A 12,443-nucleotide genomic window follows, 5' to 3' on the forward strand; every position below is an offset into this window, starting at 1 on the left:
GGGTTAGGGTCTGCCGCAGCAGCCTGATCAGGAGGGACACCACGTCATGACCACTCTCGACAACCGGCCGAACACCGCGCTCCTCGTCGTCGACGTCCAAAACGGCGTCGTCGACGAGGGCCACGAGCGCGACGCGGTGGTCGCGAACATCGGCGGGCTCGTCGGCAAGGCACGGCGGGAAGGCGTCCCGGTCGTGTGGGTGCAGCATTCCGACGAGGGACTCGTGCGCGGCAGCGAAGAATGGCGCATCGTCGGCGAGCTGAACCGGGAGGACGCCGAGCCGCTCGTCGACAAGTCCTATGGGGACTCGTTCGAGGACACCGATCTGGAGCGGGTCCTTGCCGAGCTGGGGGTCGGGCGGCTCGTGGTCGTCGGTGCGGAGACCGACGCCTGCATCCGCTCGACGCTGCACGGCGCCATGGTCCGCGGGTACGACGCGACGCTGGTCGGCGACGCGCACACCACCGTGGACAAAACGGAGCGGGGGGCGCCCGCGCCGGAGCAGGTCATCGCGCACACGAATCTGTACTGGCGGTATCAGGCCGCGCCGGGCCGGAAAGGAGGGACGGTCAAGACCGAAGACGTGGAATTCGGCGGCTGAACCGCTTCGTGGCCGGCGTGCCGGAGTGCGACCAGCAGACCTGCGTCTCCGGTGAAAGTGCCGCGACAGTGAGACTTCGCCGCGTGGAGCACGCGCCGGGTGGTCTCGGGCGGTAGCCGCCCGGCATGGGCGTTCAGGCATTCGGCGAGCCCGAACCGTTCGCCGTCGGCGTCACGCGCGTCCGAGAGGCCCTCGGTGTGCAGGACGACGAGATCTCCGGGCCGGAGGCGGGTGGTCATGATCCGGCCGGGCGGCCCGGTGCCGAACGGCGACCGCGGCAGACTGTCCACTGTGGACGCACGGTCCGCTTCGTGCTCGGTGCCGAGCACGAGCGGTGGCTGCCCGCCCGCTTCGAGATGGCGCAGGTCGCCGTGGGCGAGGTCCAGTTCGGCCAGCGTGCCGCGAACCGCGGCGCCGTCACCGAACTGTGTCGAGAGCGCTTTGTCGACAGCGGTCTCCTGGCCGCGCAGGTCCTGGCCCTCGCGGCGGGCGGACCGGTAGGCCGCGAGGGCCGTCGAGACCACGAGACCCGCGGACGAGCTGTCCCGGCCCGCGTCGAAGATGGCCAGCCACGCCGTCGTTTCGGACAGGGCGTAGTCGAAGGTGACACCGCGAAGGTCGTAGGCGGGCTCGACACCGCCCGCCACCGTCACGTCGCGCGTCGCCGCGGTCAACGGAGGCAGGTTGTGCCAGAGCAACTCCGCTGTGGGGTCCCGTCGCCGTCCACGCCGTGTCATGTCGAGGGTGTCGCCATAACGCATCGCGGCGGCGATGAGATGGCCTGCCAGCGACGCGAGCCACCGGCACTGGGTTCGCAGGGCGGGGTCGTGGAGGTCGGTGTCCGCACCGGCTTCGACCTCGAGCACGCCCATGCGCTCGTCGCCGTCGAGCAGCACGGCCCACAACCGCGGTCCTCCCGGCTCCTCGGCCAGCAGGGTGTCGACGTGCCGGTAAGCCTGGCCGGCGTTGCTCGTCTCGATGGGCAACGGTGCCCGGCTTGAGACCGACCCTGGCAACGGAAGGAGATGACGCTGGTCGTAGTCGGCGAGATAGACGGCGATCTCGAGGTTCAGCGCACGCCCCGCGGTGGCGATGACCTCGGGCAACCGCTCCGGGGCGGCATGGTGGGCGCCGTCGAGGAGTCCCAGCAGAGCGGCCAAAGTACCGCGCGGGCGGGTGCTCTCACCGGTCTCGCCGCTGTAGGGCGCCCGTCGTACGCCGGAGAGTTCGTCGAGCCGCTCGTTGACCGCGTGGGTCACCATGTCCCGCTGGATTCTGGGCAGGGGGAGCACCCCCTGCAGGAACGCGTCCAGTTCGACCTCGCTGACGTCGCCACCCAGGGCGAAATACCTCAGCCACAGTTGCTCCACGGTGAGCCCGGTTCGCGCGAAGCACGCGGCGACGATCCGTCGTTGCTCCTCGGCCTTGAGGGCGGACACAGTGATTACCCCCGCTTCTTGGCGGACACCGGCCTGGATACCAACGGTGACCCGGGATGAAACATGAGTCGGGCACATGATCGGCGGTCCGTTGTGGCGCGGTGACGGTTAGACCAGGTGGACGAACGATTCGGGTCGCCGTGACAGGGCGAGACGAGCCGGGACGGGCGGAACGTGGGGCGCGGGAGGCGGGGTGATCGCATTCGGCTAAGGTCGGTTTCCGAAAGCGGTTCTGAGCGTTGAGAAGTTAGCGCCGATCCGCCGGTAACCGGGTTGGTTGCGGCGGTTGATGGTGCGCGCTCGGCGCCGGTTCCCGCCGGTGACTCCCGTGGTGCATCACGCCGATGTGCAGAAGTGGGAGAGGCGGGCTTTGGCCGATGAATTCGACTGGCAGCAGGACAAGAACCGATTCGTCGAGGATGTCGGCGACGGCGAACTGCCGGTGACCTCTGAGAAAGGCGTCCGGCTCATAGCCGGACCACTGGTCACCCAGTTCGTAGCCCTGACCAGGGCGTTGCTGGATTCCGGTTCGATCGGGGCGGTCCTCGAACGAGTGGTCTTCGCGACGCGCGACCTGGTGCCGGGCGCGGATCTGGTCAGCGTCACCCTCCTCGATCCCGACGGCGGGTTCCACACGCCGGTGCGGACCGACCAGATCGCCGGCGAGCTGGACCAGTTGCAGTACCAGTACGGCGAGGGTGCCTGCGTCGACGCGGCGCGGGTTTCGGGACCGGCCGCGGCCTTCAGCGACAACCTCGCGGAGGACGCCCGCTGGCCGCGCTTCGGCCCGGCCGCCGCGGCGCTCGGGTTCCATTCGCTGGTCTCGACGGCCCTGCTGCCGGAAGCGTCGAGTTCGCAGCTTTCCGGTGCGCTGAACGTCTACTCGCGGCGTCCCCACGGCATCGCCAGGGCCGACCGTGACGTGCTGCTGCTCCTGGCGACGCACGCGTCACTGGCCTTGGCGACCACACACGCGGTCACCCGCGGCCAGCTCCAGGAGGAACAGCTCCAGCAGGCGCTGGACAGCCGGGACGCGATCGGGCAGGCCAAGGGCATCCTGATGGCGCGGCGCGGAATCGACGCCGCGGAGGCGTTCGAGGTGCTGCGGCACACGTCGCAGAACATGAACGTCAAACTCCGGGAGCTGGCGGAGATGCTGTCCAAGCGGCATACCGAACTGCGGCTGCCCGACTGACCGTCCGGCCGCGGCTACGATCGCGATCATGGGTTTCGGCGAGCTGGAGTTGTCGCGGACGTTCGACTGGCGTGGCCGGTCGGTGGCGTGGGAACGCCTCGGCGAAGGCGCCCCGGTGGTGCTGTGCCACGGGACACCGTGGTCGGCGCAACTGTGGGCGCCTTTCGCGCGAGCGCTCAGCGAAGAGTTCGCCGTGTACGTCTGGGACATGCCGGGATACGGCCGTTCGTCCAAGGAACCCGGCCACGCCGTCGATCTCGGGACGCAGGGCGAGCTTTTCGCCGACCTGCTCGGGCATTGGGGGCTGACGGCCCCGCACGTGATCGCCCACGACTACGGCGGGGCGGTCTCCCTGCGCGCGAAGCTGCTGCACGGCGCCGAGTACGCCTCGCTCGCCTTGGTGGACGTCGTCGCGCTGCGGCCGTGGGGCTCGGAATTCTTCCGGCTCGTCGCGGAGAACGCCGAGGTCTTCCAAGCGCAGCCCCCGGCCGTGCACCAGGGAGCGCTGGAGTCCTACATCGCGACGGCCTCCCACCGTGGTCTCACCGGCGCGCAACTGGCCACCCTGACCGGGCCTTGGCTGGACGCGCAGGGGCAACGTGCGTTCTACCGGCAGATCGCCGAGGCGGACGTCCGGTACACCGACGAGATCCAGGACCGCTATCCGGAACTCACGTTGCCGGTGAAGGTGATCTGGGGCGCGGACGACACGTGGATCCCGGCGGACCGCGCGGAACAGCTCGCCGGCGCGATTCCCGGTGCCCTCCTGGACGTCATCCCCGATGCCGGACATCTGATCCAGTACGACGCGCCGGTCGAACTGGCCTTTTCCCTGCATCGGTGGCTCACGGCGGAAGTGGACCGGTGGGGACCCGCCGGGAGCGGACGCTGAAAGGCGCCGCCAAGATCAACATCGTTCCATTCGGATATTAGAAGTCGTCTACGTGATAGCCGGCCACATAGGCGCTCGAAAGCAATGCGCCGTGACATTCCGCCGTCGACGGTCCGAAGCCGACCGGAACCCAATGTCCGACGGTGTACCAATAGGACGACCCCGACGCGCAGTGGGCGACCACTCGATAGGTTCCCGAGTGTCTCGGCAGGGAGAAGCAGGTCAGGGAAATGCCTTCGCCGAAGAGGATTCCATAGCGATCGCTGCCGCAGCCGTAGGGCGGGAACTTGCCTTCGGTCGCCGCGGCGGCCGGTGCGGCGGCCAGGAATCCGGCCGCCGAAAAGGCGGCCATGACTAAAGCGGCGATTTTCTTCTTCATGCTTTCTCCCGCGGCTCGATCCCAATGGAATGCCCAGATTAGCCGCACGGAAGAATTGTCGTGAATTCATCGGGCAGGTGAAACGAGATCGCGTGCGGTGAACCACGCTGCTCCGAAAGAGCGTCGCGGCCCCCCTTCTGAGTCCCCGGCTCCCCTTTTGGCCTAGCGTCGCCGGTACTGCGCCGGGGAGTTGATCGTGGCCCGGTCCTCATAGGACCCCGGCCTGCCGCGGTCGACGTGGAACGTCGTCAGGGTGCTCACCGGCGAACGCGGGTCGCGCCGGTCGCCGATCACCCGCATGTGCGTGCTCCAGCGGCGCGGGGTGACCTCGTAGACGTCGTAGCCGTACCGGTCACCCTCGAAGTACTTGAGGTGCGGGTTCGCCGCGCCCATCTTCGGCCCGTTCGTGGCGTTCCACTCGGGGGAGTAGGCGCCGGAGGTGACCGAATGCGCGGTGAACTCCGTGCCGATCACGGGGGTGGCCGGATCCGCGAAGTCCGGGCGGATGTCGTCGACGAACGCCGAATGCCAATCGCCGGTGATCACCACGAGGTCTTCGAGGCCGCTGTTCGCCACGTGGGTCAGCACCTCCTTGCGCTCGGCGAGGAAGCCGTCCCACTGGTCCGTGAACATGTAGCCGCCACCGGGTTTCGCCAGCTGGCTCAGCATGATCGAGTTCACCCAGCAGTGCCATGCCTCGCCGGAGCCGGTCACCTGGTCCTTGAGCCACGCCTTCTGGTCCGCGCCGAGGATCGTGCCGTCGGGCAGGTTCTGCGCCGACCGGTACTGCCGGAGGTCCAAAATGGACAGATCGAGCAGGTCGCCCCAGCGGCGCTGCCGGTGGATCCTCGGCGTCGACGGATGGTCCGGGCGAACCGGCATGTGCTCGAACCAGGCCTGGTACGCCGCCGAACGCCGCGCCCGCAGCGACGGGGTGGTACCGCTGTAGTCGTTGACGACCTCGTGATCGTCCCAGGTGATGAACCAGGGATGAGCCGCGTGGGCGTCCCGCAGCGACGGATCGGACTTGTAGAGCGCGTGCCGCCGCCGGTACGCCTGCAGCGTCAGCACCTCGGGACCTTCGTGGTCGCGCAGCGGATTCCCGCCGACCTGACCGTGCTCGTAGACGTAGTCACCGAGGTGGACGACGAAATCGAGCTCCTCCCTGGCGATCCCGGCGTGCGCCGCGTAGAACCCGTCGTGGAACGCCTGGCAGTTCGCCGAGGCGAACCGCACCCGCCGGACCGGCCCGACCGGCGCGGTACGGGTGCGGCCGATCCGGCTGACCTTGCCGAGCGCGTGGAACCGGTAGTAATACTGCGAGCCCGGCTCCAGCCCGGAAACCGGGACGTGCACGCTGTGCCCGAGCCCGGCGGTCGCGGCCGTCGTCCCGTGCGCCACGCGGCGGCGGAACCCGCGGTCGGTGGCGACCTCCCAGGCGACCTCGACGGTGTCTTCGAGCGGCTGCTCGAACTCCATCGGCTTCGGCGCGAGCCTGGTCCAAAGGGCGACGCCGTACGGGACCGGGTCGCCGGACGCGACACCGAGCGTGAACGGCGCTTCGTCCCAGGTCGCGCCCAGCGCCACCGCGGCTTCCTCGGCCTGCGCGACCGTCATCCGCGAACTCAACGGCCAGGCCAGCCCCAGCGCCCCGGCGGTGGCGGCGCCTCGCAACAGGTCCCGGCGGTTGACGGACATCGGTGTTCTCCCTCGGCCTTCGGCGGATCGCTCCCCGAGAGCGAACACTCCCAAGATGGCCGGAGGCCGACGTGGAGGAGAACATCAGAGGGTGATGACGACCTTGCCGCGTGCGTGTCCTTCGCGCACGTGGCTGATGGCTTCGGGCACCTCGACGAGTGAGAAGGCCCGGTCGATGACCGGTGTCAGTTTCTCCGCCTCGATGAGCGCCCGCAGCGTCTGGAGATCGTCCTGGTTCTCCTTGGAGAACAGGCCGCGAAGCTTCTGCTTCACGAACGGCCCGAGGAGCAGTGCTCGCAGATTGCGACCCACCGGGCCGATCCACTTCCCCTCGCCCTCACCGCCGATGATGACGAGGGTGCCTTGCGGGGTAAGGGATTCGCGTAACGATTTCAGCGAACGGTTCCCGGCGGTGTCGAGAATGAGGTCGTAGCCGCCGCCGAAATCCTCGCGGGTGTAGTCGAAAACCCGGGTCGCGCCGAGTGAACGGACGAGCTCCACCTTGCCCGTGCCGCATACGCCGTCCACCTCGGCGCCGAACGCCTTGGCGATCTGCACCGCGAAGGTGCCCACGCCGCCGCCCGCGCCGATGACCAGGACCTTCTGCCGTGGCGCGAGCTGCCCTCGGTCCCGGAGCGCCTGTAGCGCGGTGAAAGCGGAGATGGGGACCGCCGCCGCTTCTTCGAAGCTGAGCCGCTCGGGCTTTTTGGCGACTCTGTCCACTGTGGTCAGCGCGTACTCGGCGAAAGAACCTTCGCAGGTTCCGAAAACCTCGTCGCCCGGACGGAATCGCGTCACGTTGCCGCCGACGGCGTGCACCACGCCGGCGAAATCCAGCCCGCGGACCCGGGCCTTCGGTCTCCGTACCCCGAACCCCATGAGCCGCACCAAGTACGGCGTGCCCTCCATGAGGTGCCAGACGCCGGGATCGACCGCCGCCGCCCGGATCCGCACGACCACACCGTCCGGTCCGGCTTCGGGTTCGGGCAGGTCGGTCAGGGTCAGGACGTCGATCGTGCCGTACTCGTTCTGGGCGATCGCCTTCACGGCGGCCTCATTCCTGGTCTGGGTACTGGAAAACGTCGTCGAGCCCGACGCCGAACACCCGGGCGATCCGGAAGGCCATCTCCAAGGACGGCGAGTAGCGGCCCTGTTCGATGGCGATCACCGTCTGGCGGGTGACGTCGATCCGGTCCGCGAGTTCCGCTTGGGTCATCTCGCCCTTCGCGAACCGCAGGGCGCGGATGGAGTTCGTGACCTTGGTCGGTTTCACCATGCCTGGAATCCCCAGCGGTAGGCGGCGATCTTCGCGATCGAGCCGAGCAGGGAGGACAGGACGAAGGCGAGGTACACGGAGTTGGCGATCCAGAAGTGGTCCAGCTCCGCCATCGCCATGACGAGCGCCGCGACCCCGCCGATCACGACGAACGACTGCCCGATGTGCTCACCGAACCGGCCGATCTCGCGGTCGCGCTGGTCCTTGCGGCCCGCGTCACGCGGTGAGGCGATCGCCGCGGCGATGTGCAGCACGATCGAGGCCACGATGGCCGCCCCGACGGTCCACAGCAACGGTGCCACGTAAGGGACATCGACGACCGTGCCGGAGCTTGCCCGGCCGAAGACGACGATCAGGTACGCCGCATAGGCGAAGACCGTCACCACCGCCATGATCCATGCGCGTTTCTCTTCCAAGGCCACGAGAGTCAAGGTAAAGAGTTCTAGACATCATGTCAAATATTCTTTACCTCAACGCCCGCGCCGGGTGAGACGGACGAAGTCGCCCGAACTCGACCCGACCGGGTGTTATTGAGGGGAAGGGCAAATGTGGCGCGGGGCGGGGCCGGTGTCCGCTTCTGTGTGGGCGTTCTCCTGGTAGTGAGGGCCTCTTTGCCTACCCTGACGGTAGTGAAGGAGGCTTTCGCTACCGTCAGATGTGATCCCTGGTGACGGTGGGGCGGCTGTGGCCTCGGCGGCCGGTCGGCAAGGAAGGCGTGACTCGCGTGTCTGGATGCCGCACTTGGGAGTTCCGTCTCTGAACACGCGAGTTACGTCTGTAAACACGCGAGATCCGGGTTTGAGCACTTGAGTGCGGTGTCGCGTCACCCGAGTCCGCCGCGCGACTCCTCTCGGTCTCACCGTCTCAGAGGGGAGTCCGCGAATGCCGAAGACCGTCGCACTGATCCTCGTCGCCGCCGTCCCCGATGTTTCGGGGACCGCCGGGCTTCAGGCTCCGACGGTGAGAGTCTCTTCGAGGGTCGCCCGGTGCGTGGGCTTCGCCTCTTCGTAGCGACGGCGGCCTTCGTCGGTCACGATGACGAAGATCCCGCGCCGGTCCGACTCGCAGAGTGAGCGCTGGACGAGTCCCTCGCGTTCCAGGCGCGCGACGAGCCGTGAGGTGGCGCTCTGGCTCAGGTGGACGACCTCGGTCAGATCGGCCGCGCGGCATTTGCCGACAACGCAGTTCACCAGCCGTTCGAGGGCTTCGAACTCGGTGACGCCGAGGCCGTGACGCTCCTGGAGCCGGCACTCGAGGCGTCCGAAGACCGCCGCGTGCCGGGCGGACAGGTCGTGCCACTCCCGCAGCAGGTCTTGTTCGGCGTCGTCGCTCACGCGGCCCAAGATAGCATGCACGTGAATTTTATGCAAAGTCATTAAATGCACTTGCATTAGATGCGTGTGCATGTAGTGTACCGATCATGAGTTCTTCCGTGCAGCTGTCCACCAGCTCGACAAGGTGGGACGCGCGCCTCTGGGGTGTCCTGCTCACTGTGTCCGTCGTCGTTGGCCTCGACGCGCTCGACGTGTCGATGGTCGCCGTCGCCCTCCCGTCCATCCAGGCCGAACTCGGCCTCTCCACCGGTGCCCTGCAATGGATCATCAGCGCCTACGTGCTCGGCTACGGCGGCCTGCTGCTCCTCGGCGGCCGCACCGCCGACCTGCTCGGCAGGCGCCGGGTCTTCCTCGTCGCCGTCGCGGTCTTCGCGCTCGCTTCCCTGCTCGGCGGCCTCGTCGACGACGGCGCGCTGCTGATCGCCACCCGGTTCATCAAGGGACTCGCGGCCGCGTTCACCGCGCCGGCGGCCCTTTCCATCATCACCACGACCTTCCACGAAGGCCCCGCCCGCAACCGGGCGATCAGCATCTTCGCCGTGTTCGGTGCCAGCGGTTACTCCGCGGGCCTCGTCTTCTCCGGTCTGCTCACCGAGGTGGGCTGGCGCTGGACGTTCCTGCTGCCGGTGCCGATCGCGCTCGCCGCGCTGGTCGCCGCGATCAAGCTGATCCCGTCCTACCAGCCGCAAACCGGTCGCGGCTATGACTTCCCCGGCGCGATCACCGGTGCCGCCGGTTCGCTCCTGCTGGTCTTCGCCGTGGTCGAGGCGCCGGAGATCGGCTGGGCCGCTCCGCGGACCCTGATCTCGTTCGCCCTCGCGCTCGCTCTGCTCGTCACGTTCGTGTTCATCGAGAAGCGCAGCAAGCACCCGCTGCTCCGCCTCGGCATCCTGCGTTCCGGCCCGCTTGCCCGAGCCAACCTCGGCGGCGCGACGTTCTTCGGCGCCTACATCGGTTTCCAGTTCGTGGTCATGCTGTACCTGCAGAACGTGCTGGGCTGGTCCGCGTTGCAGACCGCGCTCGGATTCCTGCCCGCCGCGCTGATCGTCGCCTTCGGTTCACCCAGGATCGAGCCGCTGATCGACCGGCTCGGCACGCCGCGCACGATCCTCGCCGGTGTCGTCGCCCACGTGATCGGCTACGCGCTGTTCCTGCGGATCGACGAGAGTTCCAGCTACGCCGGTTCGGTGCTGCCGAGCATGATCCTGCTGGGTATCGGCTTCATGCTGGCGTTCTCCTCGCTGAACATCCAGGCGACCAACGGTATCTCCGACGACGAGCAGGGGCTCGCCGGCGGACTGCTGAACACGTCGATCCAGGTCGGCGGCGCGATCGGCCTCGCCGTGGTGACCGCGGTCCTGACCGGCAACTCGGGTGGTGCCACCGGCCCGGCCGCGCTGCTGAACGGCTTGGCGCCCGCGCTGACCGTCGTCACCGGTATCGCCGTGATCAGTGTCCTGGTGGCACTGTCCGGAGTCATCGGCCTGCGCAAGGCCGAGGCACGCTCCACCGTCGCCGAACCGGAGTTCGCCGCGGCCGAATGACCAGGGGGTGAGGGCCCCTTCCCGCGCTCGGGGGCGGGAAGGGGCTCATCGCCGCCAGCGGATCGGCAGCGATTTCAGGCCGTTCTGGAAGTTCGACCGCAGCCGCACCGGCTCCTCGGCGAGTTCGACCTCGCCGAGCAGGTCGAGCACCGCTTCGAACATCGCCCGCAGCTGCACCCTGGCGAGCTGGGCGCCGAGGCAGAAATGCGGGCCGTGCCCGAAGGTCACGTGATCGTTGGGCGTGCGGCCGATGTCGAAGCGGTCCGGATCGTCGAAAACGGACTCGTCGCGGTTCGCCGCCGAGAACCAGACGACGACCTTCTCGCCCGCCCGGATGTCCACATCGGACAGCACGACGTCTTCGGTCGCGGTCCGGCGGAAGTGCATCACCGGCGTCCACCAGCGCAGCATCTCTTCCACCGCACCGGGAAGCAGTGACCGGTCGGCCAACAGGCGCCGGTACTGATCGGGATGCGAAAGCAGCGCGAGCATCCCGCCCGGGATGCCGTTGCGCAGGGTTTCGTTGCCTGCCACGGAAAACAGCCAGAACAGGTTTTCGAACTCCGCGATCGAGACCCGCCCGTCCACATCGTCGACGTGCCCCATCAGAGTGCTCATCACGTCGTCGCCGGGATGACGGCGTTTGTACTCGCCGAGCGCGGTGGCGTACGCGTAGAGATCCGGCATCCCCGCGCGAGTGCGCGGGTCGGGCATCGACCCGTCCGGTCCCGGAACCGGCCGGACGGCCAGCGCCGCCCGCGCCAGATCGGTGACCTCGCCGGCCTCGACGGTCGCGCTCACCGCGTAGTCGGCGTCCTGGTAGCCGATCACGCGGTTGCTCCAGTCGTACATCAGCCGCCGGTCCTGTTCGGGGATCCCGAAGACCTCGGCGAGCGTCAGCAGCGGGAGATCCGCGGCGACGGCGGCGAAGTCGCACCGGCCGTCCGCGGCGACCTCGGTGATCAGCTTCCTCGCCCAGCCGTGGATCCGCTCGGTCAGCCTGCCGACCGCGCGCGGCGTGAACGCCTTGGTGAGCAGGCCGCGCAGCCGGGCATGCTCGGGCGGATCCATGTTGAGCATCATCCGCCGGACGTAGCCGAGGTCCTGCTCGGTCGCCGGGTCCCGGATCTGCGTCCCGCCGAGGCGCGACGAGAACAGCTTCGGGTTCTTCAGCACGTACTTGACGTCGGAGTGCCGCAGCACGGCCCAGAAATCGTCCACCCGCGTGACCGGCGACTCCCGGCGCAGCGACGCGAGGTGCTCGTACGGCACGCCCCGCGTGTACACGTCCGGATCGGTGATCACGCCGTCGACCCTAGCCCGCGGGCGGGGGACTGAGGAAAGATCCGTCCGGTGGAAACACTGAAGATGCGCACCGCCGGAACCGAAGGCCCGCCCGTGCTCCTGCTGCACGGCCTCGGCGCGACAGGAGCGGTCTGGGACGGCCTCATGGCGCACCCGGGATATCGCTGGCTCGCGCCGGATCTGCCCGGCCACGGGGGATCGCCCCGGTTGCCGCACTACTCGTTCGGCGGGCTGGCCGCGGCGGTCGCCGACGCGCTCCCGGAACGCGGTCCGGTGCTGGTGATCGGCCATTCCCTTGGCGGCGTGGTCGGGCTGGCGCTGGCCAGCGGCTGGTTCGGGGTGAAGGTAGCCGGGCTGTTCACGGTCGGCGTCAAGGTCGAATGGAGCGAGGACGACCTCGCGAGGGCGGCCGCCATGGCGGCCAAGCCGCCGAGGGTGTTCCCGACCCGTGAGGACGCCGAACGCGCCTTCCTCAAGATCGCCGGCCTGGCAGGCCTCACCGGCGCGGATCCCGACGGTGTGACCGAAACCGAAGGCGGCTGGCGGCTGGCGCTGGACCCCCGCGCGTTCGGCGTCGGCGCACCCGACATGCGCGGACTGCTCGGCGCGGCGCGCTGCCCGGTCGTCCTCGCCGCCGGTGAGCACGACCCGATGAGCCGTCCGGAGCAGCTTCGCGCTCTCAGCCCGTTCACCGTCGAGTTCCCCGGGCTCGGCCACAACGCCCACGTCGAAGACCCGACCGCGCTCCTGCCCTTCCCCGCGCAATTCGCCCTCTAGTTG

The 12,443-nt window shown here is 68.6% G+C and carries 13 protein-coding genes; 5 read left to right on the top strand and 8 right to left on the bottom strand.

The window, feature by feature from the left end; genetic code table 11:
- Positions 1-46 precede the first annotated feature (46 nt).
- Positions 47-601, top strand: a complete 555-nt coding sequence (locus DMH03_RS16160) for an isochorismatase family protein (protein WP_125792754.1) — start codon at positions 47-49, stop codon at positions 599-601.
- Here DMH03_RS16160 and DMH03_RS16165 read toward each other — a convergent pair.
- Entirely contained in the window at positions 538-2,040 is a 1,503-nt protein-coding gene (locus DMH03_RS16165; protein ID WP_233611521.1) for a PP2C family protein-serine/threonine phosphatase, read from the bottom strand. The genes DMH03_RS16160 and DMH03_RS16165 overlap by 64 nt on opposite strands.
- Positions 2,041-2,329: 289 nt before the next feature.
- On the opposite strand from DMH03_RS16165, the gene DMH03_RS16170 reads away from it, so the two are divergent.
- Both DMH03_RS16170 and DMH03_RS16175 read left to right on the top strand, forming a co-directional pair.
- On the top strand, positions 2,330-3,235 hold the full coding sequence (locus tag DMH03_RS16170) for a GAF and ANTAR domain-containing protein (protein WP_125792756.1): 906 nt from the start codon (positions 2,330-2,332) through the stop codon (positions 3,233-3,235).
- A 28-nt stretch (positions 3,236-3,263) separates the two neighbouring features.
- Positions 3,264-4,127 (top strand): alpha/beta fold hydrolase, encoded by an 864-nt coding sequence (locus DMH03_RS16175; RefSeq protein ID WP_125792757.1) that lies wholly within the window; start codon positions 3,264-3,266, stop codon positions 4,125-4,127.
- Positions 4,128-4,164: 37 nt separating this feature from the next.
- Here the strand turns inward: DMH03_RS16175 and DMH03_RS16180 are convergent, their stop codons facing one another.
- From DMH03_RS16180 to DMH03_RS16205, 6 genes are all read right to left on the bottom strand, one after another.
- Positions 4,165-4,506, bottom strand: coding sequence for a hypothetical protein (locus DMH03_RS16180; protein WP_125792758.1), 342 nt, complete (start codon positions 4,504-4,506; stop codon positions 4,165-4,167).
- A 162-nt stretch (positions 4,507-4,668) separates the two neighbouring features.
- On the bottom strand, positions 4,669-6,204 hold the full coding sequence (locus DMH03_RS16185) for an alkaline phosphatase (RefSeq protein WP_125792759.1): 1,536 nt from the start codon (positions 6,202-6,204) through the stop codon (positions 4,669-4,671).
- An 84-nt stretch (positions 6,205-6,288) separates the two neighbouring features.
- Entirely contained in the window at positions 6,289-7,251 is a 963-nt protein-coding gene (locus DMH03_RS16190; RefSeq protein WP_125792760.1) for an NAD(P)-dependent alcohol dehydrogenase, read from the bottom strand.
- Positions 7,252-7,258: 7 nt separating this feature from the next.
- Positions 7,259-7,480, bottom strand: a complete 222-nt coding sequence (locus DMH03_RS16195) for a helix-turn-helix transcriptional regulator (RefSeq protein WP_125673158.1) — start codon at positions 7,478-7,480, stop codon at positions 7,259-7,261.
- The gene (locus DMH03_RS16200) at positions 7,474-7,902 is read right to left on the bottom strand and encodes a hypothetical protein (protein WP_125792761.1); all 429 of its coding nucleotides are present in this window, start codon (positions 7,900-7,902) and stop codon (positions 7,474-7,476) included. The genes DMH03_RS16195 and DMH03_RS16200 overlap by 7 nt, the downstream gene beginning before the upstream one ends.
- A gap of 525 nt (positions 7,903-8,427) precedes the next feature.
- Positions 8,428-8,814, bottom strand: a complete 387-nt coding sequence (locus DMH03_RS16205; RefSeq protein WP_125786470.1) for a MarR family winged helix-turn-helix transcriptional regulator — start codon at positions 8,812-8,814, stop codon at positions 8,428-8,430.
- 86 nt (positions 8,815-8,900) lie between these two features.
- Between DMH03_RS16205 and DMH03_RS16210 the strand changes: the two genes are divergently transcribed.
- Positions 8,901-10,358, top strand: coding sequence for an MFS transporter (locus tag DMH03_RS16210; protein ID WP_125792762.1), 1,458 nt, complete (start codon positions 8,901-8,903; stop codon positions 10,356-10,358).
- Positions 10,359-10,403: 45 nt separating this feature from the next.
- Here DMH03_RS16210 and DMH03_RS16215 read toward each other — a convergent pair whose 3' ends face one another.
- Positions 10,404-11,663: a cytochrome P450 gene (locus DMH03_RS16215; RefSeq protein WP_125792763.1), complete on the bottom strand. Its 1,260-nt coding sequence runs from the start codon at positions 11,661-11,663 to the stop codon at positions 10,404-10,406.
- Between the two features lie 48 nt (positions 11,664-11,711).
- Between DMH03_RS16215 and DMH03_RS16220 the strand changes: the two genes are divergently transcribed.
- A complete protein-coding gene (locus DMH03_RS16220) occupies positions 11,712-12,440 on the top strand; it encodes an alpha/beta fold hydrolase (RefSeq protein ID WP_125792764.1) in 729 nt (242 codons plus the stop codon).
- The last annotated feature ends 3 nt before the right edge of the window (positions 12,441-12,443 follow it).

This window comes from Amycolatopsis sp. WAC 01376 (assembly GCF_003947415.1).
GTDB lineage: Bacteria > Actinomycetota > Actinomycetes > Mycobacteriales > Pseudonocardiaceae > Amycolatopsis.